Origin of the sequence: Micromonospora sp. SH-82 (genome assembly GCF_051132485.1) — a bacterium.
Lineage (GTDB): Bacteria > Actinomycetota > Actinomycetes > Mycobacteriales > Micromonosporaceae > Micromonospora.
This window is the reverse complement of sequence record NZ_CP148049.1, coordinates 5082796-5106522: the sequence shown is the minus strand read 5'-3', so window position 1 is coordinate 5106522 and position 23727 is coordinate 5082796. Positions and strand designations below refer to the sequence as shown.

The following is a 23727-nucleotide window of genomic DNA, read 5'->3' as shown; positions in this document are numbered from 1 at the left end:
CTAGAAGGGGATCGTGGCGTGGACGGGGAGGACCACGCCGGCCGGCAGACCGGCGGCGAATCCGGCGGCCTGGCAGCCGTACATCGGTCGCAGCACCAGCCGGGCCTCACCGGCGCGGGCCCGGATGATGCCGGTGGCCTCGTCGAGTGACTCCTCGTCGGCGACGGTGGCGGTGACCAGCACGGTGAACCGGACGACCCCCGCCCCGGTGGCCTCCTCCTCGGCGGCCTGCTCGGCGGCGGCCAGGTCGGTGAGGTCCCGGGCGCTGGGCCGGTGCTTCTTACCGGCGAGGAACCGGGCGTCACGCTTGTCGGCCTCGACCAGCCGGGCCGCCTCCCCGGGCGTGTACGGCCGGTAGACCAGCGACACGCGCTTGCGCAGCAACTGGGGATCGGGGTCGGTCAGCCGGGAGAACAACCGGCTGTAGACCACCCCGCGCGGTGCCTCGACCATGCACCAGGTCCGGGAGACCCCGGAGTCGTGCCGGTAGAAGTCCCAGCTCTCCCGGGTGGCGACCGGCCCGGCCTGCGGCCAGTCCGGGGCGAGCTGCGGGTCGCGGGCGAGGTCCAGGGCGGCGGCCGGGTCGTACGCCGCCCGGACCACCTTCGCGAGGCCGCTCGCGGACATGGGCACGATGCCGGCCCCGGTGGCACCGGTCAGCCCGGCGTGCAGGTGCGGCAGCCGGGCGGCCACCTCACGGCAGACGTCCTCGTGCGACATCGCCCGCCCGGGCGGGGCGGAGTAGGTCAACGACACCAGGGTGTCCACCGTCGCCGACCCGGCCGGATACGAGCGGACCACGTCGTCGAGCACCTGCAGCGCCAGGGCCGGGGCGTCCGGCCGGGACGTCGCGGCGACCTCGGCGGCGAGCCGGGTACCCGGATCCGGGGTCGTCTCGATCGTCACCTGCGCCTGCACGAGCTGCGGCTCCCGCGACAGGACCGACAGCCAACCGGCGAGGTGACCGACCCGGGCGTCGACGACCGCCTGGTCGACCAGGTCCATGCCCTCCGGCGCGCACCGCAGCGTGACGGTGTAGTGCCGACTCTGCGGCACCACCACCACGGCGACCAGCCCGGACCGTCCGGTCTCGACCTCGTACACCTCCGACCGGGCCAGCACCCCGGGCAGCTGGTGGGCAGACGAGACCCGGGAGGCGACCCCGGAGACGTAGACGTGATGGCGGCGGGCCCGGGCCATCCACCACGCCACCCGAGCCGAGACGACCTGGAAGCCGGTACGGCCGTTGACCCGGATCGCCAACGGCACGAGCACCATCACCCCGACCAGCGCGGTGATCGCCGCAGCGAGGGTGGAGAACGGCATCATCGCCGCGGCGAGCGCCATGACCAGCAGCCCACCGATGCTGCCCGCCGGCCCGAGCCCGAACAGCCCCGCACCCCGCCCCAACCGCCAGTTGCCGTACGTACGCTGCTGCTCAGCGCCCTGATCCCGTACTCCGGTGCTCACGAACCCTCACCATCCACCGCTCCCGACGCCGTACCGCCGACCTTGCCCACGGCCGCCGGACCGGCCTTGACCGCCATCCATGCGCCCGCGGCGGCAACCCCCCAGGGTCCCGCGCCCGCCGCAGCGGCCGAGCCCGCTCCAGCCCCGGCGCCTGCGCCTGCGCCCGTTGTCGCAGCACCGCCCCCAGCCGACACGGCTGCGCCCGTCCCCGCTTTGGTAGCCGCGCCGCCGCTGCCAGCCGACGTTCCCCCGCCGGCACCCATGCCGGTCGAGCCGCCCCCGCCTCCGCCTTGGCCGGGGCCTCCACCGGACGGACGGGGAGTGGGTACGGGTGTCGTCGAGGTCGAGCCCTCAGGGCGTTGGCTAGTGGACCCGCCGCCACCTCCGCCTCGCCCTGATCCGCTGCTGCCGCTGAGCCGGAGCGCCCCCGACGCGACCTGACCGACACTCGATGCGGCGGCCATTCCGGCACCACCGGAGCCACCGCTCGACAGCGTCGACACTGCGGGAGCGATCAGCCGCAGCAACGCGGGTAGCGCAACGATGGCCATGCAGAACATGGCTAGCCCGGTCAGAAGCGTGGTGAGGTCGTTGCCCTTGCCGAGCAGCCAGAACACGGCTGCATAGATCGTGGCTGCGGCAGGCTTGTAGAGCACCAGCGCAAGCAGCCACGTCAGGTACCGGTCCCGGATCGCACGGCCTGATCCGGAGATGCCGGCTGCGGCGGCCAGTGGAAGCAGCCCGGCGAGCAAGATCAGCCCGGCGCCACGAGCGAGGAGGAGCAGTAGCTGCACCATCGTCGTCAGGAACATCATCAGCGAGATGCCGATGACCATCAGCCAGGAGGGGTTGGGCGTCAAGGCGGCCGGAGCGAACAGTTGAAGACGCTTGCCGAGATCTTCGTCGGCGGCGGCATCGACGATCCATGTGGAGTAGGCGTCGCCGATCTCGATGAGCAGTTGCACGGCCGGCACGCCCGCACCAGCCAGTACCACCATCGTCACCAGCCCTTTGGTGAAGGAGCCGGCTGCCTGGCCGTTGCGTTCCCAGGCCAGCCGAAGTGCAGCGACCAGCACGGCTCCGACTGCGATGGCGGCGACCGCCCAGTGGGTGTACGCGCGCAGGTAGTCGACGGGCTTGTCACACAGAAGGTCCTGGGTTCCCGCGGGAGTCCAACAGGTGCCTGTGGAGACGTCAGGGGACTGGATGCTCAACCAGCCGGTGAGCAGCGCCTCCATCATGCCCGCAGCGGCCTTGGTCGACTGCTCGGCCAGATCCTCGAAGAAGCCGCCAGCCACGTTGCGGATGATCTGGCCAGGAACACACCAGGGGATAGCCGGCGGGCAAGCGGTCACTACCGGGGCCCCCAGGCAACGACACCGGTGAGGTCATCGGTCCGGCGGTTGACCGAGCCCCATGACCCTCCGGGTGGAGCCTGCATCCGCCAGTCGCCGTCTCGCCAGAGCAACGTCAGTGACAGAACGTGGTACTGCGGGGCGCCAGTGGAAGGTGCGCGAAGCACGAGTCCGATCACTGCGGTGTCGGGGGTGTAGGACTGGTAGCTGAAACCGGCGATCTGACTGAAGGCGCCAGGATCGACCTGGCTGCTGTCCAACGCGCGTAGCTCGGCCAACAGACGATCCCGGTCGTCGCTGGGAACGAACTGCCGCTCGATAGTGGGCTCCCAGTGCTTGCGCCCGAGGGTGAAGGTGGACCTCACCAGGATCTGAGTGGCGGCTATCAGGGCACCTTCTGGGGTGTGTGCGAAACCGGCGGCCGATGTCTCCGTGACCTGCTTCGGGCCGGCCGAGGTGCTGACCGGTGCAGCAAGCGGGCCGACCAACTCCCACGTCACGCCGTTCGGCGCGGTCGTCGGTACCTCAGCGGGCGACTCCTCGGTGGGGAGTGCCTGACTCGGATCTCCGCCGGCCCGCGTCGGCCCGGCTGGTGGTGCAGAGGTGCCGGGTTCCTCCTCGCCGTTCGGCAGTACGGCGATGAGCAGGCCCGCGACGATGATGGCGGCCACCAGTGCGGCGGCGGCGATGAACCCGGGCCGGGTCCACGGCGGACGGTTGGCGAAGTCCGGGGCGGGTGGTGTCGTGGTCATGATTGCCGCCTATGCGATGAGGACGCTGACGATGCCGGAGGCGCTGCCGATGATGATGCAGGCGGCGAAGACCCAGCCGAGGGCTGCGACGTTGGTGTCGTCGCCGCGGCGGTGGGAGATGGCCATCCGGGCGGCGGTGTAGAGCATGCCGCCGACGCAGGCTGCGCTGGCGAGGTATGCGACCCACTTGAGGAGGGTGAGGATCTTTCCGTCGACTCCGGGTGGTGCTTCGCCGCCGCCGGGGTCCGGCAGCGCGGTGAGCACCAGGTCGAGGGCTGCCGTGAGGGTGGTCATCGTGTCCCTTCCTGCTTTCGTGTTCGGTGCCAGATGGCGTGGCGGAGGGCCTCGACGTCCGGGGGGACGCCGACGTCCCGGGGGTCGTCGGCGGCCAGAAGGGCTTCGACCCAGCCGATGCGCCACAGGTTCGGTGTCCATCCGCCGAGGAGTCGCAGGCGGTCGGTCACGATCTTCGGTTGTCGGCGGGCTGACGCGGCGACGGCGACGACGCCGACGACGTCGGTCAGGCGGGAGACCCCGTGACGTCGCTTCCACTGTTCGATGACGCCGGTGGCGGCCCAGGTTCCGGTGGCGGTCGCCCGACAGACGAGGACCACCTGGGCGGACGGCATGTCGGGGGTCAGCGCCGGCCAGGAGGCACCGAAGTCCGCGCCGAAGCCGGCGAGTGTGGCGAGCGTGCTCGTGCCGGCACCGCCGTGGCAGCCGACCCACCACAGCGGTGGCCACCCCCTGCTGAGGTGATTCTCTGGAATCGCGGTGAGGGGGAGGCCGGGTGCGGGGCGGGGACGCGTGCGGATCGTCGCGGCGCCACCACCCTTCACGTGGCGAGAGTGTGGTGGCGTGCGTGACTACTACCCGTCATGCGATCCCTCCCCCGTGCTGCAGGTCACCGACGAGCACCAGACAGTAGCACCGTGTTCCATTCAAGATCTATGGTGATTGCTCTGCTCCATTGGGGCACGATCGACGGCACGGGGGTGCGGGGAATGGCACGCAGGGCAGAAGCCCGCGCGCACGGCGAACGTCGTCGATGGTCGACTGTGGTGACGCTCACCTTCGTGGTCGTGGCGACCACAGCTTGTGGTGCCGAGCCGGGTGACGGGGTGCGAGTACCGAGCGTGAGCGGGCCGGTGTATCCGACGCCCTCGGTAGAGGTTCCGAGCGACGAGTCGTCACGCGAGCAGCCCGGCGGGGACGACCATCGGGTCGATCCGGTACGGACACCACCGGCCGGTGAGGCGCCTCGGGTGGTGGTCGCGTTCGCCGCCGCGTGGGTGCGCTCGGACCTGTCAGCCGGACAGTGGTGGGAGGGGGTCGCGGACAGCTGCGATCCGGACTTCGCGCAGACACTGCGTACTGTCGATCCGGAACAGGTGCCGGCGACCCGGGTGACCGGCCGTCCGGTCGCACGAACCAAGCCGACCGACGGCCGAGCGGTGTACGACGTGCCGACCGACAGCGGCACCCTGACCGTGCGAGTCGCCGCAGTGGACGGCCGGTGGCGGGTCACCGGTAACGACTTCGTTCGGACTGTCCGGTGAACCGCCAGGCGGTGTCGCTGGTCGTGGCGGTGGCAGCTGTGGTGATGTTGCTCTGCGGCGGAATGGTCGGGCTTCCGCTGCTGATGTTCGGCCAGTCGGCGGCGGAGGCGGCAGCATGTGAGGTGCCCCCGGAACCCGGGGCGTCGCCGGTTCCCGCCTTCGACCAGTGGACGTCGACGCAGATCGGGCACGCGACGGTGATCGCGTCGGTCGGCCGTCAGCGTGAGGTTCCACCGCGCGGCTACGTGATCGCGTTGGCCACGGCGATGCAGGAGTCCACGCTGCGTAATCTGGCCAACTCGACGGTGCCGGAGTCGCTGTCCCTGCCGCACGACGGGACGGGCACCGACCACGACTCGGTGGGGCTGTTCCAGCAGCGGCCGGGGTGGGGCAGCGTGCGGGAACGGATGACGCCGTCGTACGCCGCCGGGAAGTTCTACGAGGCCCTCGTCCGGGTCGACGGGTGGGAGCGGATGCGGCTGACCGACGCGGCGCAGGCGGTGCAGCGCTCGGCGTACCCGGAGGAGTACCAGAAGTGGGAGGACGACGCCGAGCGGCTCGCTGCGCACGTACTGGGGCTGTCCAGCATCGAGGAGGTCGGTGGGGGCGCGCCGTTGGCACCGTGTGGGACCGGTGAGCTGGGGCCGGTTCCGGTCGGACCCGGCGGATGGGTGCAGCCGGTGAAGGCGTTCGTCGGGAGCCCGTTCGGGCCACGTAACGGTCGGTTGCACGCCGGGGTGGACATGTCGACGTCGAACGTGCGGGGCGACCCGGTCCGTGCGGCGTCGGCGGGCGTGGTGGAGCAGGTCACATGCGACTGGTACACCACGTGCGACCGCGACGGGCACACCCGGTCGCGGGGCTGCGGGTGGTACCTCGACATCCGGCATGCCGGGGACGTGGTGACCCGGTACTGCCACCTGATCCGCCGCCCGGAGGTGTCGGTCGGTCAGCGGGTGGCCGCCGGAACGGTGATCGGTTTCGTCGGCAACAGTGGGGGCTCGTCGGGGCCGCACCTGCACTTCGAGGTGCACGTGAATGTTCCGAAGGGCCCGTACAACGCCAACAGCAGCAACGCGATCGACCCGGTTCCGTGGATGCGGGAGCGCGGCGCTCCGCTGGGAGCGAGGCCGTGATCTTCGACGGACTGTCGGTCCCCCTCGATACGACGAGAGGACCGAAGCGGTGTCGTTGCGCTGCCCGATCCTCCCCGGCCAGCTCGTCGGCCGCAGGTTTTGCTGTTCGGCGGGGGTCTTCTAGCGCCGGGCGCGGCGGCGCCTCGCCGCAGTGGCCAGCCGTGGCGAGGACGAGCGCCGAGTTGTCGGCGCGGTGAGGCGCGCAGCTCGTCGACCACGTTCACGTGCAATCCAAGAGCAGCCCGCCGCAGCGGCCGGTCCACACCGTCGCGGCTCCGCCCCGGTCGTGGATCGTTGAGGAGGACGGGGTAGTGCCCGACAGTGAGATGGCCGAGATTCACCAGCGGGCCACGGCGACGGTCACCGGCGCGATCCAGGTCGCCGGGCAACTGGCCGGGTTGCTGATCGACGCCCGCATCGCGCAACTTCGCCGCGCCGCGAAGGCCGGCGAGGAGCAGTCTCGGCAGCTCCGCGCGCAGGCTCGTGCGGCGCAGCAGGCCGACGCGGCGGTGTGGCGGCGTGCGATGCGGCCGGAGTGGTGGCGTACTGCGGGCACGGAGGACGTCGTCCGGGTGTGGCGTGCCGCGTCGACGTGGCAGCACGTCGACCCTGGGGCGCAGCAGGCTCGGCAGATGGTGGTCGACCAGCTCGCCAAGAGGACCGGCCGGGTTCCTGGGAAGCGGGAATCAGCGCAGGAGCCGGACGGTGTCGAGGTGCTGTCCGACGCCGTCGACCGGGCGGCACATGAGGCTACGGACCGGCCGACGAGGTCCGCCGGGGCGGTGCGTGACGGGCAGGAGCGGATGACCGCTGAGGTTCGCAGGGCGTGGCCGTCGGGGCAGCGAGCCGACAAGGTGTTGGGGTGCGAGGCGTGGGATGCCTTGGCGTCCAGGTTGGAGAGGGCGCAGCGAGCCGGTCACGACGTGCAGAACCTCCTACGTGGTGTGCCTGACTTCGTGGACCGGGCCCGGATGCCGGCGGCTTTCGCCTGCCGGGTGGTGCAGGACCAGCTCGACGGGCGCAACGATCCCGGCGCCAGGCACCGCGGTCACGGCAACGTTCAGGTACAGGCGGCCCACACCGAACTGTCCGGTCGGGCGGTCCCGGCAGCCGCGGAGCAGGCGGGGATTCGGTACGCAGGCGGTGTCGAGGGTGAACGCCTCCGGGCGGCGGCGCTCGCCTTCTGGACCGACCGGCAGCCGGCGGCGGAGAAGATCGACGGCGAGTCCACCTCGCCCGAGACGATCGGGCAGGTCACGTACGCGGAAAACCGACTTGCTGCCTACCGCGACCCGAGGGCGACCATGCGCGTCTTCGGCGGAGAGCAGCCGACAGACCGGACGGGAATCCTGACCCGAGCGGACAGTTCCGCCACCGGCAGCGAACCGGCAACGAGAGCCGCTCGGGCCTTCCCCGCCTCGACCCGAAACGCCATGGCCGCGCCCCAGACCGGTACCAACCCAGGTGGGAAGGCTCCTGCGGTGAAAACCCCGGCAGCGGGGCTCGACTCCCCCAGCCGATAGGACTGCCACTCAGGTCGGCCCACGAGACAGGTATGAGATCCACCCGGACCGGTGAGACCAGAAGCGGCGGGGCAACTCCTAGGGATCACCCCCACGTACGCGGGGAGCAGGCCACCACCTTCGCCAAGTCCATCAGCGACACGGGATCACCCCCGCGTACGCGGGGAGCAGTTGTCGCGGCCAGGAGACGACGAGTCCGAGTCGGGATCACCCCCGCGTACGCGGGGAGCAGACTTTTGGTCACTGCTTTGGGGTCACGCGGGCCGGATCACCCCCGCGTACGCGGGGAGCAGGGTACTGCGCCCACGTCTCCAGGTCGGCTCGGCGGATCACCCCCGCGTACGCGGGGAGCAGCGTAGTTGATCACGCCTAGATGAGTTAACAACCGGATCACCCCCGCGTACGCGGGGAGCAGCCCAGCCTGCGGCGTCAGGCTGTCATCATTGCGGGATCACCCCCGCGTACGCGGGGAGTAGCCGGGGCCGGCGCCGTTCGCGCGTTCCGCTCAGGGATCACCCCCGCGTACGCGGGGAGCAGCGGTCTGGACGAACCCGCACCTCGGCAGTGCGCGGATCACCCCCGCGTACGCGGGGAGCAGACTTCTTGAACTGGGGCGCTAAAGATCAACTTTCCGGTTTTCGTTCACTTTGGTTCTGAAGGTCATCACGAGCTTCCCACGTCGCATGTGGATGACTGCTGGAGGTCGGTCGGCCTAGCGTACTGGTGCTCTCTGGACTGGTGGATCGGGCTGGGCGGCCGATCGGGAGCGGAAGCGATGCAGCCGCTTGAGACTCTTGCTCAGTAGGCCAGCAGCGGTTCATCGCTGCTGATCAACGCCTGGCGGGTGTCGCGATCCGTGGACGGCGTCGGGGAGGCTCGACGGTCGTTTGCAGGTCCGGGGCTTGTATGGCTGGGGTGTCAGCGGGCGTGGTCCTGACTGGGCCTACCGAGTTGGGTGGGTGGGCCTCGACGGGGTGGGTGGTGGCAGGCGGTCGGGTTCGCGGGCGGTGGGGACGAATGCCTTGGCGGCGATCGACGTGGGATCGGCCGGGTGCGAGTCGGTCTGGTGCTGCTGGTGGGCCTCCACCTGGGGCACGAGGCAATTCCAGGCGAGGTCGGTCATGCCGGTACGGAACGCCGGGTCGTCGTGGATATCGGTGAGGCGGTCGTGTCGGCGGGGTCGTTCAGGGCGGCGATGGTGGTGGTCAGGGCGGTGGTGAACGCGGCCTGGTCGTGGGCGCGGAGGGCGTCCTGGACGGGTTGGGTGCGGACGGCCTGCTTGGCGCAGGCGTCGAGGAATGGCCGGTCCGCTGCCGTGATGGCCTGGTGGTCGGTGTCGTCGTGTTGGGCGTCGGCCCTGGCTCGGACTGTGTCGGTGAGTCGGCCGGGGGAGAAGGCTATGGCCAGCATGGGTCGAGTTGTTCGAGGATGTGGTCCTCGCGGACGGTCGGCGGCAACGTCCGTCCGTCAGCACACCGACGATTCAACCTACCTGGGCACCTGCAACGTGTCGTGACGCCCGTTATGCGGCAATTCGGGTGTGCGGACGGTGTCGAGTTGGACCACCCTGTCGAGGGCGCTGGCGTGACTGGATGTCCACCCGGGCAGTCGGTCCCGACTCGGGTCGGCCTGCACGCTACCGTCTGCGTATCGCGGCGGCCATGCTTCCGGGTCCGCAGCGAACAGCCCAGTCCTGAACAGCACGAGGAGACACCGATGGCCGACGCCACCAGCGACGCCGATCCCACCAGCGACGCCGATCCCACCGCCGACGGCGAAGCGGGAACCGAGGAGCAGCCGCAGCCCTTCCAGAACCGGGCGGCACGCCGGTCCAAGGGCAAAGCCACCGCCAACCACATCGGGGGTACCACGAGCCGTGTCCACGGCCGTTCCGGCACGGTGCAGAGTCCTCGCCAGTATGGCAACCGTCGAAGCGGCTGATCTTCGGACATCCTGGTCACGGCCGTTTTCAGTAGCTGTGGCCGTTACCGGCGTCCAGCCGCAGGCGATGTGTCTGTTCTTCGGGCAGGACCATGCCCTGTCCCGCATCTGATCGGGGTGGCGGCGAGGAGCGGACCGAGTCCTGTTGCCGTCACCGACAGGCACCCCCCTTCACCGACTTCGGCGGCGTCACTCGCCGCCGCTCACGGTCTTGGGCAGGTAGCCGGCGATGCACAGCACCTTCACGACGAACATCAGCCGGCCGGTCGTCGAAGGCTAGGCGTCGGTGTGTGGCGGTGCGTCCTGGGGTGGTGCGAGTCGGTCGCGGTACCGGCGGGAGCCCTTGACGATGGTGCGGCCCCCGGATTTCAGGGTGAGCCGGCCGCTTTCCTGCGCCTCTTTCCGTGCTTCTGCGGCCTCCTGGTTCCCGAGTTCGATCTGACGGGAGAGTGTCAGCAGACCGATGATGACGGCATAGGCGAACAGGTCCTTCCGGTACTCGTACAGCAGGTCGGTCGGTGGGTCGACGAAGAACGTGTACCCCGTGTGTCGAAGAGCAGGCGTCCGCAGGTCGGGTTCGAGTCCCCAGCCGTAGCCGCCGTCGCCGTTGCGGTAACTCCGCGCCCTGGCGAGGACCGCGGCCCGCTGCGCCGGTGTCGCCTCGCCGGTGAGCAGGGCGAAGCGGCGTCGGTCCAGGAGGCGTCCGTGGGCGGCCAGGAACGAGTCCGCCCGGCCGATGTCGATGGTCATGTCCCCACGGTGGCACGGCCGCCCCGGGTCGTCTTGTACGAATCGGCCGACGGGTGATCCCGGACGTCGGGGCTCACTCCGAAGGGTCGACCGACCGGGGTGACGGCGTCGACGGTTGCGGCGCCTGCCCCGGGTCAGGGCGGTGGGGGGCCGACCGTCCTGGGTCGACGCAGGTGGGCTAGGGCCGCGCCCGCCGCGACCAGGACGGCCAGGGCGGCGAATCCCCAGGCGAGGGTGACCAGGGTGGCGACCGCGGCGACCAGCAGCGGACCACCGGCGTCGCCGAGTTCCCGGCCGAGTTCGGCCGAGCCCATGGTCTGGCCGAGGCGTTCGGTGGGGGTGCTCGCGGCCAGGGCGGCGAAACCCAGCGGGGTGATCAGTCCGGTGCCGACGCCGATCAGCACGGCACCGGCGAGCACCCCGGCGAGTCCGGGTAGGGCGGCGGCGGCGAGTCCGGCGGCGGTGACCGCCAGCCCGACGGTCAGCCCGGTCCTGGTGCTCAGACGTCCCTCGTCGAGGGCCCGGCCGGTGGCGGGTTGGACGACGGCGGCGCAGGCGGCGAGCAGGGAGACGGCGGCGCCGGTGGCGATCGTGCCGAGCCCCACCGCCCGGCCGGTCACGGGGAGGAAGCCGACCCCGACCGAGAGGGCTGCGGTCGCGGCGGCCAGCGCCCCGGTCGGGGCGAGGAAGGCGGGGTCGGCCAGTCGGCGGGCCAGGTCCAGCACCGTCTGCCGGGTCTTCGGCAGCGGCGCGACCACCGGTACGGCGACCAGCGCCCAGACCGCGACGGCAGCACCGAGCAGCGCGAGCACCACGAAGAGCAGCCGTAGGCCCCCGGCCCAGGCCAGCAGACCGCCCAGCAGCGGGCCGAGGGTGTAGCCGATGGACTTGTAGAAGCCGTACGACCCGAAGGCCCGGCCCTGCCGGGTGGCCGGGTTGAGCCGCGATACCAGCGTCGAGGCCGACGGTGAGAAGGCCGAGGCGGCGGCGCCCTGCCCGAGCCGGGCGGCCCACAGCCAGCTCTGACTGTCGGCGACGACGTACACCAGGGAGGCCGCCGCGAAGGCGACCAGGCCGCCGAGCAGCACCGGGCGGGCGCCGATCCGGTCGGCGAGGCTACCGAACAGGGGTTTGAGGAGGACCTCCGCGCCGTCGTAGAGGGCCAGCAACCCGCCGAGCACCAGCAGTGAGGTGACCGCGTCGTCGGAGAAGCCCCCCAGGTTGGCGGCGATGCCGTGGGCGCCGAACGCGGTGGTGAAACCGGCCGCGTAGAGGGGCCACATCTGCCGGGCCGGGGCCGCCGCCGTCGTCGTCGCGGTCAACGGTCCTCCCCGGTGGGCTCGTGCAGGACGGCGAAGACCCGCTCGGCGTAGTCCTCGCACACCGCCACGCACTGCCGGAGTCGGTGGGCCGCCTCGGTGGCCTCGGGGGCGCCGAACACGTCCCGGGCGGTGAGGTCACGGTGCCAGCGCCGCAGCCGTTCCAGCGACTGCTCCTCCTCCTCCAGCTCGGCCAAGGTGAACTTGGCGGTCCGGATCTCCTTGGCGATCTCCGCCTCGAACTTGCCGCAGTCGGCCAGGAACTCCACCCAGTCCGCCGACCTGGCGGCGGTGAACAGCGCCTGGAAGCGGGCGGCGTCCTGCGCACCACGCCCGGTCGCGGTCAGCGAGATGGCCTGGCCACCGGCCCGTTCGGTGAGGTCGACGGCGCGGGTCGTGCCCTCGTCGAAGACCGGCACGTCCGGTACCGCCCACACCCCCTGGCCGAGCGGGACCGCGCCGATGCGACGCAGCTCCCGCCAGACCGCCACCCGGTGTTTCGAGGGCACCGCCGGCACCTTCAACACCAGAAGCAACCACCGCTGCGCCCCACCCGGATCCGTCACACGCCAGAATGTAGCAGCAGTTACATTCATCCGGATGGCTGCCCCCGGTGTGGTCGACGCGCCGGTGGGGGCGGACCGGTGTGGTCCAGCAGCATCCGTCGTCCATCCCGACCCCCCCCGCCGGTACGACAGGCGTAACGCCTGTCGACACGGGAATGCCCCCGGGTCGTACCGAGGCGACTGCGCGGAAGGAGAGAACATGAGCTCGATGAACCCGTCGGCGGGTGCCCCGGATCATCCGGTCCATGCCCGTCGTGCCCGAACCGGCACCGCTGCGAAGACCAGCGCGGCCTCCACCTTCGCCCTGGTGTTCGGAGTGGCGGCGCTGATCTGCGTGCTGACCGCCGTCCTGTCCGTCGTCGGGCTGGTCCTCGGGATCGTCGGCGTCGTCCTCGGCGTCGTCGGACTGCGGATGACCCGACGCCCCGGCGTCACCGGTCGCGGTGTCGCCGTGGGTGGCCTGGTGCTCAGCGTCCTGGCGGTCGTGCTGGCGCTGGTCGCCGCAGCCGGCGTCACCACGGTCTTCAACAACCAGAGCGCGGTGAACCGCCTGGAGAGCCAGGTCCAGGATCTCCGGCAGAACCTGTCCGACTAGGACCGGCGTCGAGCAGGGCGAGGGGTCTGAACCGCCGAACCGGGCGGTTCAGACCCCTTGCCGTACGCCCAGCCGGCCACCGAGTGGCGCAGGATGTCGAGGTCCTCGGCAGGCTCGTCGTCGGTGGAGGTCAGGGGCGGCAGCTCCGTCTGCCCGCTCGGGTCGATCGGCAGCGACGTGAGGGGTTCGTGTGACATCGTCGGCCTTGACCGCTCCGAGGAGCCGCGAGGAGAAGTTTTGATCATCATTGCTGGAGTTCTGCACGTCGATCCCGCTGATCGCGATCGGTACCTCAGCGACGTCGCAGAGGTGACCCGCCTGGCCCGTGCTGCGCCGGGTTGCCTGGACTTCGTGCAGGCAGCGGACCAACTCGACCCGACCCTCATCAACGTCTACGAACGGTGGGAGTCCGACGACCACCTGCACCGGTTCCGTACCGCCGATGCTGCGCCCATGGAACTTCCTCCGTTGCGGCATGCGAGCGTCCGCAAGTACCGAGTCGCCGGAGTCGAGGAGCCGTAGGGCATCGCCGAGCGACCTCACCTCGGTAGATCGGTGCGCAGCAGCGCACGCACAGCACCAACGGTGGGTAATCGGCGAGGCTGTGGACAGGGCCGTGGTCTCGTCGTGGATTCGCCCTGTCGTACACGTCTCCGCACGAGAACCCGTACGCCGGCATCAGGGTCGAACCCCCGCTCGTTGAACGCGTGAATCACATCGTGGACGTAGTCCTCGATTGCCTTGAGCAGGTGGGCGATGTCGGGGTCGGGCCAACCCTGGGCGGACATCAACAACACGATCGTCCCCGCAGCTTCACCGGGTACCCCGCTGCCGGGTGAACCTTTGGCCCTCGGCCATCGACACCTGCAGGACGAGCACCTCCGGCCGTCTACCTGTCAGTCACCACCTCCCAGGCTCGAATCGCTGGAGGACAGCCCGCTCGATGCATCCTCAGAACCGGCGGCTTACCCGATCAACGTTCCGAGACGAGGCATTTAGTACTCCAGCAGGAGATGTGTTCTGGCCTGCTGCGGTGGTGTGGTTCTGTCCGTGGGCATGGAGCAGCCACCGCTGAGTCTCGTGGTTGTGTGGACCAAAGATACGGCGGTGGCTGCCGCCTACAGGGTAGACGTCCAGCGGTGGTCTGGGCTGTTCGACGAGCTGATGGACGTGATCGGGTCGCGGTTCGGTCGGCCGGAGCCCCGCCGTCGGGTTCGGGACTTCGTGGCCGGGTTGCTGGCGCCGCTGCCGACCAAGAACTGCTGGACGATCGCGGAGCACGCCGGTGACGACGGTCCGGGTGGCATGCAGGACCTGATCGGTCGGGCCAGGTAGGACGACGCGCAGGTCCGTGCCGACGGCGGGACTTCATCGCGGTCAGACTCGGGCACCCCGACGGGGTCCTCCTGATCGACGAGACCGGTGACCTCAAGAAGGGCGTGCACACCGTCGGGGTGCAACGGCAGTACTCCGGCACCGCCGGGAAGATCGAGAACTGCCAGCTCGCGGTGCACCTGTCCTATGCCTCACCAGCCGGGCACACCCTGGTCGACGTCGCTCTCTACCTGCCGAGGTCCTGGGCCGACGATCCCTCACGTCGGGCAGAGGCGGGAGTGCCTGACAGCGTCGGATTCGCCACGAAGCCGCAGCTGGCGCGGCGGCTGATCGACACCTCCCTCGCAGGCGGGCTGCCGTGCCGCTGGGTTGCCGGCGACGAGGCCTACGGCGGTGACCCGCACCTGGCCAAGGCCCTGCGCGGCCACGACCAGGGTCACGTCCTCACGGTCGCCTGCTCGCACCGGGTCCCCACCGGACTGGGCATCCACCGAGCGGACCAGATCGCCGCCGGCCTCCCGACACAAGCCTGGCAACGGATCTCCGCCGGCCAGGGAGCGAAAGGCCACCGCTACCACGACTGGGCGTTCGTCACCCTGCCCCTGGCCGTCGACGAACACCAGGGTCACCACTGGCTGCTGATCCGCCGCAACCACACCACCGGCGAGCTCGCGTTCTACCGCTGCTGGTCACCCCAACCGGTTCCTCTGCGCCACCTGGTGACCGTCGCCGGTCGATGGTGGAGCATCGAGGAATCGTTCCAGACCGCCAAGACCGGCCTCGGCCTGGACCAGCACCAACACCGCCGCTGGCGAACCTGGCACCGCTGGACCACCCTCGTCATCGCCGCCCACGCATTCCTCGCCGCCGCCGCCGCAGCAGCAGCAGCCAACACCACCACCGATGACCTGATCCCGATCACCGTCAACGAACTCCGACGGCTCTTTCACGCCCTGATCATCGAACCCACCCGCCACGTCGGCGACGTCATCGCCTGGTCCATCTTCCGACGCCAACACCAGGCCGCAGCCAAGACCAGCCACTACACCCGACAAGCCTCACCGAACCCTGAAACGGATCTCCTGCTGGAGTATTAGGGCACGCGAATCAGTGGATATCCGCTACTGCAGGAGTAGCTGAAGTCCGCCTTCGGAGCATCGGAGAATGTGACGGTTCCGGATGTGAACCGCCCACCCAGAGTCGAGTCCGCAGTGCTTGAGTAGGTGCCTTCCTTCCGTCCACTTGGGGTCTGCAGACACGAGTCGTCTGGATCCCGTAGGTCGGGCAGGCCAGCGGCCGCGAACGTCACCTGCAAGTCGTTGTCTCTGTTGCGAACCGCGAAGATGACGGCGAAGTATCTTTCGCTGTATGCAGCGATCCCTAGATTCGGAACCAAAGCCCGACCCAGGGTGGCGCTCGAATAGTCGCTTTCGCATGAGTACTGGAACCTGTATGTTCCGGTAAGTAGAAGAGGGAACGTTAGGGTGCCGACATGGTGTCCCGGTGTGCTGACAGTGAATCTGGATGCGTGCGGGTGGATCAAGAACTTTCCATCACTTCCGGTAACCGATATGCATGAAGTGGTGGGATCGCGTAGGTCGGATTTCCCGCGAACATCGATCTTCACGGTTAGGGTGTTGTTCTTGTTGGTGACGCCAACGACTTCCGCGGAGTAGGACCGGTCAGTGTGAGTGGATCTCCCGTAAGGCGCCCGAGTGAAGCTTGATTTGCTGGCAGTTCGGAATTGCTTTTCCCCTGCAGAGGTTGAGCCAGTTCTGTTCTTGTTGGAATCTGCTGCTGCCGATTTCGAGGAAGGGTCCGGTTCTGCAGAATCCTTGATGAGTAGTTCGGTGGTGGTGCCGTCCGAGACGTCGACTAGTGTGCGAGAGCCGAACTGGTCGATACGGAAGCGTCCATTCCCGGTAACGGTCAACCCGCGTCCAGCGGGAGTGGAATATAAAGTGTCCCTCACGGTGCCGCCCGTTCGGTGGCGAACGATAAGGGCGCCTGGTGTTTCGCCTGGACTGGTGACCTCCTGTTCGTGAGGGCGATGAAGGATGTCGGTCTCGAGGCCGAACGTTCCGATGGGTGTAGTGACGGATCCCTGTATTGAGCAGCTGATTTCTTTCAGCGTTATCAAGCATTCCATGGGTAGAACGGGGGGCTTGTAAGAAACCCCGGCATCCGCGCCGTCGCAAGCCGCCAAGGTGCAGGCTGTCACTACTAGTACCCCGCAAGTTTTCCAACGTCCCAATGATTCATTCCTTTCTAGTTCAATATCTTTTGAACGGTGATCTTTCGCAGACTGCTTTCCTGGCGGATGATGGTTGAGCACCGCCACGGCGGTCAAGGTGGTTCGGAGTGGAGTCTGGCGTTCTCCGCGTGCCTTGCGCTGACGGACCTGAGGTTCGCAACTGGCCTCAAGTCTCCCCGTGGCCTCCACTCGGTGGGTTCGCCCCGGAATGGATGCTCTGGGAACGGTTGGGAGCCGGCCGTCACGTCGCCCAGCATGCCACTTCGACGCAAGGGTAGGCCGAGTTGTGTCAGGGGTGGTAGGGGTGGAAAGACTTAGGTAGCCAGTTGAAGCCGGTCTACCTCATTTGTCCGAGTAGCTACTATCTCTGCATTACGTGAAATGACTCCTCACTGGCACTCGGCACCTTCCTCTCTCTGCCTTCTATGCGATTCAAAAGATCTGCGCCTGCCCGCGAAGTGGGTCACCGCGGAGGAGGTCTACGGAGAGGACCCGAGTTCCGGACACAGGCTGCAGCAGCAGTGCATCGGCGACGTCCTCGCCCTGTTCCGCAACCAGCGGATCCCCACAAGATGGGCAACTTCCGCCGGCGTCCTCGCCGCGGCCGCGCCGGCCCCGGCGTGAAAACGCCGCAGCTGCGGCGATGGCGCCAAAGGGCTACGGCCTCTATCACCGGGCCGTGGTCGGCCTGGCCAGTGCGACGACGGACACGCACAGTGGCTGTTGATCCGCCGCAGCATCCTTTGACCCCACGGACGTGCCCTGCTACCTCTGCTTTGGCCCGACCAGGACACTCGCCGAGGGCCTGATTCGCATCGCCGGACGCGGTGGGTGATCGAGAGGTGCTTCCAGGTCGCCAAAACCGGGTCGGCCTGGACCTCTACCAGGTCCGCCGGTACGACGCCTCGTGCCGACACACAACTCTCGTTCGGTGCGCCAACGCCTACCTCGCCGTCGCCCCCGATCCCGCCAAAAGGGAGCACCGAATCCGAGAGCGGCCCCGTTCACGCCCCCCTCACCCTTGGCGAGGTCCGCCGACTCCTGGCACCCCTGATCACCACCACCCAACCCCTCGACCATGTCCATCGATGGCCACGACGGCCACGATGGCGACACAAGTACCCTGCCCGAGAGGCCAACCACCCGCAAAGGCATCGATATTCTCCGATACTGCTGGGTGCTGGAGCGTGTTCAGAAGGTCCTGGCGTCGGATGATGTCGTGCGTGAGTCGTCGTTGCGAATTGTCTGACGTGACGTCGATGACTACATTCGCTCCCCGTAGGTCATGAGTGTCTGCTGCACCGGTGGGTGACATCCGAATTGGTGTGCCCTGGAGGTGGGAGGCGGTGGGTTGAGATGGTGCGAGCTGAGGTGCCGCCCCGACAGCGGGCTGGTCGCTGTCGTCGTGCCCGACTGGTCATGATCCGGCTGGTCGGGTCATGACCAGGTAGGTCCTCAACACGATCGTCATGAGCACGGCGGCGACGATCAAGCCGACGTACCCCAGGGCGGTGCATGCGCTGATCGCTGCGAGGCCGGTCAGGGTGAGTAGCGTCGTCCAGCCGCCGGGGGTGAGGGCGGTTCTGCGGGCGGGCCGCTGCGCGGTGGTCCCGTGGGGTCGGCGCAGCAGCGTGAGGACGACTCCTGCGGTGACGACGGCGAGGATCGTCGGGGCGAGCAGGAGGAGACCTTCGTCGCCGAGGACGGTCCATGACCAGATCGGTCCCTCGTGTACGGCGAATCCCTGGTCGACGACGGCGACGAGGTCGACCATGACGTGGCTGACCAGGAAGACGGAGTTGCCGGCGGCCACGACTGCCAGCAGGACGAGGACTCCGCTGGCGGCCGTGTGGTGTTCGGATCGGCGGCTCGCCCAGCCGGTGAGGAACCATCCGGAGACCAGGCCGAGTAGTCCTCCGGCCGCGAATCCGACCGGCATCGCGGCCGGTTCGGCCCGGCGTACCGAGACGTCGAACCGTCCCCCGTCGGTCGGTTCCAGGGAGCGGTAGGAGTTGTCGAAGGTCAGCACCCAGCCGTTCCTGGTGGCGGTCAGGGTCTCGGCTGTACGCAGGTCGGTGTGGCCCGCGTACGACGTCGGGCCGAGTCGCCACCCGGCAGCGGTGAGCCGGGCGGCCACGCCGGTGCCGTACACGTGCAGGTCGGGTATCGCTGTGACGTGGTCGGCCTGGTATCGGACGTGGCTGAACTGGGCCTCACCGTTGCCGTTGACGAAGACCCGGTCGTGCCGTTCGAGCGGTGGGACCTCGACACCCGGCGTGACCAGTTCGGCGATGTCGGCCATCTCCGTGGTGGTGGGCAGCGGCCGGTCGGTCTCGCCGTGGAGGCGGGCGGTCAGCGATGCGGTCACGAAGCCGGTGAGGATCGCCACGACGACGGCGACGGGGACCACCACCCGGTTGCCCGGTCGTCCCAGCCGGGCCCGTGGTGCATGGCTGAGTACGTCGACGACCTCGCGGGCGGTGGGCCTGGTGCGGCCCGTCTCCTCGGCGACCATGAGCAGCGTGTCGAGCAGTTCGGCCCGGCGCGGCCCGGGTGGGTAGGCCCGGGCGAGCAGCCGGTGGCGCCGGTACGACGCGGGGCGGGTCGTGTTCATCCGAACGCCACAGTGGCCGGTCCGGCGGGTGGGCGTCGGGCGTTCAGCAGGCGGGTCGAGATCTGCACGTTGCGGCTGAGTCGGTGGGTCTCCGCGGTCAGCGCGGTGTCGCCCTCGGGGGTGAGTCGGTAGTAGCGGCGGAGCCGCCCGTCGACGGTCTCCTCCCGGTCGACCTCTGTCAGGCCCTCGGCGGTCAGCCGGTCCAGCGCGGCGTAGAGGGTCGCGGCCAGCAGTCGCGTCTCCCCGCCGGAGAGCTTCGTGACCTGCTGGATCACCCCGTATCCGTGGCGGGGCCGGTCCACCAGGGCGGTCAGGATCCAGAATGTCGGTTCCCTCATCGGACGTGTCACGCCGCCGAATATACAAATGATTTGACTATCGTGCCAGGGGGTGCTGGTCACGCACGTCGAAGCAGGGTCCATCCCGACCCGGGGCGGGTGCTCAGGTTCGGACACCGGCCAATACGTCCGCCCGCACGGCGGCCAGCCGGGCCAGACAACGCTTCAGGTCGGTGGGATCGGTGGACAGCGCTGCCAGCGCCTCCTCGACGCCGGCCCGGAACCCGGGAGGGGCCGACGGGAGGGACGCCGCCTGCGTCACCGCGCCCTTCTCGTTGAGGAGGTAGCGGCCGGCGGCGGCGAACAACACCTGGCTGAGGCAGGCGACCGCCCGGTAGGCGCACCCGGCGACGTAGGCGACGTCGCCCCGGCCGGCTGCGGTGGCCGCCGTGTCGAGGCTGAACTTCGACTCCCACCCGTACCGGGTGACGAGCGCCGTGGCGAGCGGCTCGGGGTAGGGGTCGGTGAGCGTCTTCAACTCGGCCAGTGTGCCCTGCGGGTCGTGGAAGGGCAGGTTGTGGTGCACCTCGCCGGCATAGATCACGGTGCAGAACCCGTGCGGGTGGCCGACCTGGTAGTGGATTTCGGGCCGCCCGGCGACGCATGCCTCGACGACGGTGCGGACCCGGTCGATCTCGCGCAGCAGTATGTCGGTCTTGACGCCGTCGACGACGAGCCAGCCGCCACCGTTGATCCAGGGACCCCACTCGCCGTACCCGGTGCACCCGCCGTCGCCGTCGTCGTCGAGGCGGGCGAGAGCCGCGCCGAGCGTCGCGATGTCGGGCCGATCGTGGCGGTGGTAGTAGACACCGACGTCCACGTCTGAGCTCTGATCGGCGGTGCCGCGGGCGCGACTGCCGCCGAGCGCGAGTCCCGCCACGCCGGGCACCTGAGAGAGGGCCTCACGAATCCGGTCGAGGATCGCGCCCTGTTCGGTGTCGGCCATCCACGCCACCCTTCCCGATCTGGTGTCCCGGCGCATGATTCTCGTACCGTCGTCGCATGCTCACCCTCGACCTCGGCCGCGTGACTGTTGCCGGGCTTGGATCCGGGAGGACGCCGCCCGTCGGTCGGGGGTAGCGCAGGCACGCCGCGTTCCAGGTGCCGAAGGTCAGGGTTTCAGGGTCTCCAGGCACAGGATCAGCACCGTGCCGTCCTCTAGCGTCTTCCAGAAGATGTGGTCGGCCAGCGGGGCGTCGGCACATGCCTTGTCGAGGTCGTCCTGGGTCACCGGGCTCGGCGTCGTCGTGCCGTACAGGACCCGCCTGAGGGCCGTCGGGTCCGCGCAGTCGACGATGCGTACGTCCGCTTCCGTCTCCCCGGTCACGCAGTCACCGACGTCGGCGTTGAGCCGCTGGAGATCCCTGGCGCTGCGGACGAAGCCGAGGACGCAACTGATCAGGCCGACGACGACGGCGATCGCGACGACGACCCGGGCGACCCGTGAACCCGGGGACCGAGCACCCCCTCCGACAGGTAAAGGCATCGGCGCTCCAAGGCAAATCTTCGATCATTGTCGATGCATCCCATGCTAGGGATCGCCGTCAACCGATGCGGCGGGCCGGGCTGCCGCCGCTCGAACCCCCTCGGACGGCCAGGTCCAGCGCGGCGCGCACAAGGGGTGTGGCAAGTGCTGCCTCGCGGGCAGGATCAGCCAGGCGCGGGACTGTCAGCTTTCTACCAGGTACCCATGCCAGACTGCGACCTCCGCTGACACGAGGAGGAGCACGACCCGATGGACGACGGTAAACGTCCGAGACCCTCGGCCCGCTGCGGCGGGCCTGATTCATGCGGCGGTACCCGCGTCAGGAGCGTGGCACCGTGTGGGTGTTGAGTCTCCTCCTGGGGCTGTTGGTGGTGTTGGCGATCACTGCGGCCACCGGCTACTTCGTGGCGCAGGAATTCGCGTACATGGCCGTGGACCGGTCGCGGCTCAAGGCCCGCGCCGCAGCGGGTGACGCCGCTGCCAGGCGAGCGCTGGACGTGACCCGCCGGACCTCCTTCATGCTGTCCGGAGCCCAGCTCGGGATCACCGTGACCGCCCTGTTGGTCGGCTACGTCGCCGAACCGTTGATCGGTGAGTCGGTCGGCACCGCCCTCGGCGGGGTCGGCGTCCCGACCGGCGTCGGCGTCGCCGTCGGCACGGTGGCCGCGCTGCTGCTCTCGACCTTCGTGCAGATGCTGTTCGGTGAGCTGTTCGCCAAGAACCTGGCCATCTCGCGGCCCGAGCCGGTGGCCATCTGGCTGGCCAGATCCACCCAGATCTACCTGCGGGTGTTCGGGTGGCTGATCGCCTTCTTCGACAAGTCCTCCAATGCCCTGTTGCGCCTGTTCGGCCTGGAACCGGTACACGACGTGGAACACGCCGCCAGCCGTCACGACCTGGAATACATCGTCAGCGACTCCCGCGACTCCGGGGACCTGCCCGCCGAGCTGTGGGTGCTGCTCGACCGGGTGCTCGACTTCCCCGACCGCGACGCCGCCCACGCGATGGTCCCGCGGACCCGGGTGGATGTCGTGGAGCCCGACCTGACCACCAAGGAACTCTGGATCAAGATCGCCGGCGGCCACTCGCGCTATCCGGTGCTCGACGACCGCGACGGCGTGATCGGGGTGGTGCACCTCACCGACCTGCTCGCCGTCGACCGCGACAGTGCCGGCACGGTTGCCGACATCATGCGGCCGCCGGTGCTGGTCCCGACCTCGATGCCACTGCCCCGGGTCGTGCAGACCCTCGCCGAGCGGAAGGACCAGCTCGCCTGTGTGCTCGACGAGCACGGCGGACTGGCCGGCGTGGTGACAGTGGAAGACCTCGCCGAGGAACTGGTGGGGGAGATCGAGGACGAGCACGACGACGCCACGGCACCCACCTCCCCGGCCGGGCTGGCCGCGACGGACGGCACCTGGGAACTGGCCGGCACGCTGCCGCTGGACGAGGTCGAGCGCGCCATCGGGCACGACCTGCCCGAATCGGACAGCGAGACCCTCGCCGGCCTGGTCATCGAGCTGGTCGGCGAGTTGCCCGCCCTCGGCGCCGTGGCCCGGCTGAGCCTCGGCGAAGTCACCCTGACACTCGAGGTAGTGGAGTTGGAACGGCACGTCCCGTCGCTGGTCCTGCTGCGGACGGAGGAGAACCGGTGATGGGTAATCCGTGGGTGGTGGTGACTGTCACCGTGGTGCTGATCGTGCTCAGCGCCTTCTTCGTGGCCGCCGAGTTCGCGTTGCTGGCGGCCCGTCGGCACCGCCTCGACGTACGCTCCGAGCACAGCCGGTCGGCCCGCGCGGCGGTGCGCAGCTTCGACGAGCTGACGGTGCTGCTGGCCGGCTGCCAGCTCGGTATCACCGCCTGTGCCCTCGGGCTCGGCGCGGTGACCAAACCGGCAGTCAACTACGCGTTGACTCCGATCTTCCTGTCCTGGGGCGCACCCGGCTGGACGGCCGACGCGACCGGTTTCGCACTGGCGTTGCTGGTCGTGACCTTCCTGCACCTGGTCATCGGGGAGATGGCCCCCAAGTCGTACGCCATCGCCCACCCGGAGAAGACCGCCATCGCCCTGGCGCTGCCGATGCGGGCGTTCATGTGGTTCACCCGCCCGATGCTGCGTGTCCTCAACTCCAGCGCCAACTGGTGCCTGCGCCGGGTCGGCGTGGAGCCCCGGGACACCATCGCCACCGGCCAGAACGCCGCCGATCTGCGTCACCTGGTCGAGCACTCGGCCAACGTCGGCGCGCTCGACGCGTCGTACTCCGCGCAACTCACCGAGGCCCTCGACCTCGACCGACTCACCCTGGCCGACCTCACCGGCCCGGAACGGGAGTTGTCCGCGGTGGGGACGGCCGACACGGTGCTGACGGTCCGCGCGGTGGCCCGCGACACCGGTCACCTGCGGGTGGTCGTCCTGCGCGACGGCGCGGCCGTCGGCGTGGTCCACGTCCGCGACACCATGGACCAGCCGGACGACCAGACCGTCGACGAGGTGATGCGCGACGTCCTCGTGCTCGACGGCTCGACGCTCGCCTACGAGGCCCTGGCCACCATGCGGAGCACCCGTCACCACCTCGTGGTGGTCACCACCCCGGACGGCCCGGCGGTGGCCACCCTGACCGACGTGGTCGAGCGGCTGCTGCGAGCCCCCGCCGGGGCCCGCTGACCCTCCACACCCGCCCACGGGTAGGCGAAGGGGCCGGGACGCTGAGCCTCCACCCTTCCACCGGCACGC

General features: G+C 69.4%; 22 protein-coding genes, 1 pseudogene and 1 CRISPR repeat array. Of the genes and pseudogenes, 9 read left to right on the top strand and 14 right to left on the bottom strand.

All coding sequences use genetic code 11. From position 1 onward, the window contains the following. The 5 genes from WHN02_RS22385 to WHN02_RS22365 form a co-directional block, all read right to left on the bottom strand. A complete protein-coding gene (locus tag WHN02_RS22385; RefSeq protein ID WP_434740670.1) occupies window positions 1-1470 on the bottom strand; it encodes an SCO6880 family protein in 1470 nt (489 codons plus the stop codon). Beyond that, the gene (locus tag WHN02_RS22380) at window positions 1467-2768 is read right to left on the bottom strand and encodes a hypothetical protein (RefSeq protein ID WP_434740669.1); all 1302 of its coding nucleotides are present in this window, start codon (window positions 2766-2768) and stop codon (window positions 1467-1469) included. Before WHN02_RS22380 ends, WHN02_RS22385 begins: the two co-directional genes overlap by 4 nt. 56 nt (window positions 2769-2824) lie before the next feature. Next, window positions 2825-3496, bottom strand: a complete 672-nt coding sequence (locus WHN02_RS22375) for a hypothetical protein (RefSeq protein WP_434740668.1) — start codon at window positions 3494-3496, stop codon at window positions 2825-2827. Window positions 3497-3586: 90 nt separating this feature from the next. Further along, window positions 3587-3871, bottom strand: coding sequence for a hypothetical protein (locus tag WHN02_RS22370; RefSeq protein ID WP_434740667.1), 285 nt, complete (start codon window positions 3869-3871; stop codon window positions 3587-3589). Then, complete coding sequence (locus WHN02_RS22365) at window positions 3868-4416, bottom strand: hypothetical protein (RefSeq protein ID WP_434740666.1); 549 nt, start codon at window positions 4414-4416, stop codon at window positions 3868-3870. The genes WHN02_RS22370 and WHN02_RS22365 overlap by 4 nt, the downstream gene beginning before the upstream one ends. 165 nt (window positions 4417-4581) lie before the next feature. Here WHN02_RS22365 and WHN02_RS22360 point away from each other — a divergent pair, with 165 nt between their 5' ends. The 3 genes from WHN02_RS22360 to WHN02_RS22350 all read left to right on the top strand — a co-directional run bounded on the left by WHN02_RS22360 (window position 4582) and on the right by WHN02_RS22350 (window position 7795). Beyond that, window positions 4582-5136 carry a hypothetical protein gene (locus WHN02_RS22360; RefSeq protein WP_434740665.1) on the top strand — a complete coding sequence of 185 codons (555 nt, stop codon included), beginning with the start codon at window positions 4582-4584 and terminating at the stop codon, window positions 5134-5136. Window positions 5137-5180: 44 nt separating this feature from the next. After that, window positions 5181-6272, top strand: coding sequence for a M23 family metallopeptidase (locus tag WHN02_RS22355; protein ID WP_434744028.1), 1092 nt, complete (start codon window positions 5181-5183; stop codon window positions 6270-6272). A gap of 311 nt (window positions 6273-6583) precedes the next feature. Then, window positions 6584-7795 carry a hypothetical protein gene (locus WHN02_RS22350; RefSeq protein WP_434740664.1) on the top strand — a complete coding sequence of 404 codons (1212 nt, stop codon included), beginning with the start codon at window positions 6584-6586 and terminating at the stop codon, window positions 7793-7795. Window positions 7796-7877: 82 nt separating this feature from the next. Beyond that, window positions 7878-8393: direct repeats of the CRISPR family, unit length 28 nt; unit sequence GGATCACCCCCGCGTACGCGGGGAGCAG. 521 nt (window positions 8394-8914) lie between these two features. On the opposite strand, the gene WHN02_RS22345 is transcribed toward WHN02_RS22350, so the two are convergent. After that, window positions 8915-9205: a hypothetical protein gene (locus WHN02_RS22345; protein ID WP_434740663.1), complete on the bottom strand. Its 291-nt coding sequence runs from the start codon at window positions 9203-9205 to the stop codon at window positions 8915-8917. A gap of 306 nt (window positions 9206-9511) precedes the next feature. Between WHN02_RS22345 and WHN02_RS22340 the strand changes: the two genes are divergently transcribed. After that, window positions 9512-9736 carry a hypothetical protein gene (locus WHN02_RS22340; RefSeq protein ID WP_434740662.1) on the top strand — a complete coding sequence of 75 codons (225 nt, stop codon included), beginning with the start codon at window positions 9512-9514 and terminating at the stop codon, window positions 9734-9736. A 276-nt stretch (window positions 9737-10012) separates the two neighbouring features. Here the strand turns inward: WHN02_RS22340 and WHN02_RS22335 are convergent, their stop codons facing one another. The 3 genes from WHN02_RS22335 to WHN02_RS22325 all read right to left on the bottom strand — a co-directional run bounded on the left by WHN02_RS22335 (window position 10013) and on the right by WHN02_RS22325 (window position 12371). Next, entirely contained in the window at window positions 10013-10486 is a 474-nt protein-coding gene (locus WHN02_RS22335; RefSeq protein ID WP_434740661.1) for a hypothetical protein, read from the bottom strand. A gap of 134 nt (window positions 10487-10620) precedes the next feature. Further along, entirely contained in the window at window positions 10621-11808 is a 1188-nt protein-coding gene (locus WHN02_RS22330; RefSeq protein ID WP_434740660.1) for an MFS transporter, read from the bottom strand. Next, window positions 11805-12371: a Chromate resistance protein ChrB gene (locus WHN02_RS22325; protein ID WP_434740659.1), complete on the bottom strand. Its 567-nt coding sequence runs from the start codon at window positions 12369-12371 to the stop codon at window positions 11805-11807. Before WHN02_RS22325 ends, WHN02_RS22330 begins: the two co-directional genes overlap by 4 nt. Window positions 12372-12570: 199 nt before the next feature. Here WHN02_RS22325 and WHN02_RS22320 point away from each other — a divergent pair, with 199 nt between their 5' ends. Further along, window positions 12571-12966 (top strand): DUF4190 domain-containing protein, encoded by a 396-nt coding sequence (locus tag WHN02_RS22320; RefSeq protein ID WP_434740658.1) that lies wholly within the window; start codon window positions 12571-12573, stop codon window positions 12964-12966. On the opposite strand, the gene WHN02_RS22315 is transcribed toward WHN02_RS22320, so the two are convergent. Then, the gene (locus WHN02_RS22315; RefSeq protein ID WP_434744128.1) at window positions 12963-13163 is read right to left on the bottom strand and encodes a hypothetical protein; all 201 of its coding nucleotides are present in this window, start codon (window positions 13161-13163) and stop codon (window positions 12963-12965) included. The two genes, WHN02_RS22320 and WHN02_RS22315, sit on opposite strands and share 4 nt — an antisense overlap. Between WHN02_RS22315 and WHN02_RS22310 the strand changes: the two genes are divergently transcribed. Beyond that, on the top strand, window positions 13090-13488 hold the full coding sequence (locus WHN02_RS22310; protein ID WP_434740657.1) for a putative quinol monooxygenase: 399 nt from the start codon (window positions 13090-13092) through the stop codon (window positions 13486-13488). The genes WHN02_RS22315 and WHN02_RS22310 overlap by 74 nt on opposite strands. Window positions 13489-14130: 642 nt before the next feature. Further along, a pseudogene (locus WHN02_RS22305) lies at window positions 14131-15398 on the top strand (IS701 family transposase). Between the two features lie 2574 nt (window positions 15399-17972). Here WHN02_RS22305 and WHN02_RS22300 read toward each other — a convergent pair. From WHN02_RS22300 to WHN02_RS22285, 4 genes are all read right to left on the bottom strand, one after another. Further along, window positions 17973-19169, bottom strand: a complete 1197-nt coding sequence (locus WHN02_RS22300) for a hypothetical protein (RefSeq protein WP_434740656.1) — start codon at window positions 19167-19169, stop codon at window positions 17973-17975. Continuing rightward, the gene (locus tag WHN02_RS22295; protein WP_434740655.1) at window positions 19166-19519 is read right to left on the bottom strand and encodes a PadR family transcriptional regulator; all 354 of its coding nucleotides are present in this window, start codon (window positions 19517-19519) and stop codon (window positions 19166-19168) included. The genes WHN02_RS22300 and WHN02_RS22295 overlap by 4 nt, the downstream gene beginning before the upstream one ends. Window positions 19520-19610: 91 nt before the next feature. Beyond that, a complete protein-coding gene (locus WHN02_RS22290) occupies window positions 19611-20453 on the bottom strand; it encodes a nucleotidyltransferase domain-containing protein (RefSeq protein ID WP_434740654.1) in 843 nt (280 codons plus the stop codon). 165 nt (window positions 20454-20618) lie between these two features. Further along, window positions 20619-20993 (bottom strand): LppU/SCO3897 family protein, encoded by a 375-nt coding sequence (locus WHN02_RS22285; protein WP_434740653.1) that lies wholly within the window; start codon window positions 20991-20993, stop codon window positions 20619-20621. Window positions 20994-21337: 344 nt separating this feature from the next. Between WHN02_RS22285 and WHN02_RS22280 the strand changes: the two genes are divergently transcribed. Both WHN02_RS22280 and WHN02_RS22275 read left to right on the top strand, forming a co-directional pair. Next, on the top strand, window positions 21338-22648 hold the full coding sequence (locus WHN02_RS22280; RefSeq protein ID WP_434740652.1) for a hemolysin family protein: 1311 nt from the start codon (window positions 21338-21340) through the stop codon (window positions 22646-22648). Next, window positions 22648-23658, top strand: a complete 1011-nt coding sequence (locus WHN02_RS22275; protein WP_434740651.1) for a hemolysin family protein — start codon at window positions 22648-22650, stop codon at window positions 23656-23658. The genes WHN02_RS22280 and WHN02_RS22275 overlap by 1 nt, the downstream gene beginning before the upstream one ends. Window positions 23659-23727 lie beyond the last annotated feature (69 nt).

Bases quoted from the DNA above. Each gene is read 5' to 3' on its own strand.
- WHN02_RS22370 (WP_434740667.1), bottom strand. From the start codon at position 3,871: ATGACCACCCTCACGGCAGCCCTCGACCTGGTGCTCACCGCGCTGCCG.
- WHN02_RS22285 (WP_434740653.1), bottom strand. From the start codon at position 20,993: ATGCCTTTACCTGTCGGAGGGGGTGCTCGGTCCCCGGGTTCACGGGTC.
- WHN02_RS22275 (WP_434740651.1), top strand. From the start codon at position 22,648: ATGGGTAATCCGTGGGTGGTGGTGACTGTCACCGTGGTGCTGATCGTG.
- WHN02_RS22290 (WP_434740654.1), bottom strand. From the start codon at position 20,453: ATGGCCGACACCGAACAGGGCGCGATCCTCGACCGGATTCGTGAGGCC.
- WHN02_RS22345 (WP_434740663.1), bottom strand. From the start codon at position 9,205: ATGCTGGCCATAGCCTTCTCCCCCGGCCGACTCACCGACACAGTCCGA.
- WHN02_RS22320 (WP_434740658.1), top strand. From the start codon at position 12,571: ATGAGCTCGATGAACCCGTCGGCGGGTGCCCCGGATCATCCGGTCCAT.
- WHN02_RS22335 (WP_434740661.1), bottom strand. From the start codon at position 10,486: ATGACCATCGACATCGGCCGGGCGGACTCGTTCCTGGCCGCCCACGGA.
- WHN02_RS22355 (WP_434744028.1), top strand. From the start codon at position 5,181: ATGTTGCTCTGCGGCGGAATGGTCGGGCTTCCGCTGCTGATGTTCGGC.
- WHN02_RS22340 (WP_434740662.1), top strand. From the start codon at position 9,512: ATGGCCGACGCCACCAGCGACGCCGATCCCACCAGCGACGCCGATCCC.
- WHN02_RS22315 (WP_434744128.1), bottom strand. From the start codon at position 13,163: ATGTCACACGAACCCCTCACGTCGCTGCCGATCGACCCGAGCGGGCAG.
- WHN02_RS22300 (WP_434740656.1), bottom strand. From the start codon at position 19,169: ATGAACACGACCCGCCCCGCGTCGTACCGGCGCCACCGGCTGCTCGCC.
- WHN02_RS22360 (WP_434740665.1), top strand. From the start codon at position 4,582: ATGGCACGCAGGGCAGAAGCCCGCGCGCACGGCGAACGTCGTCGATGG.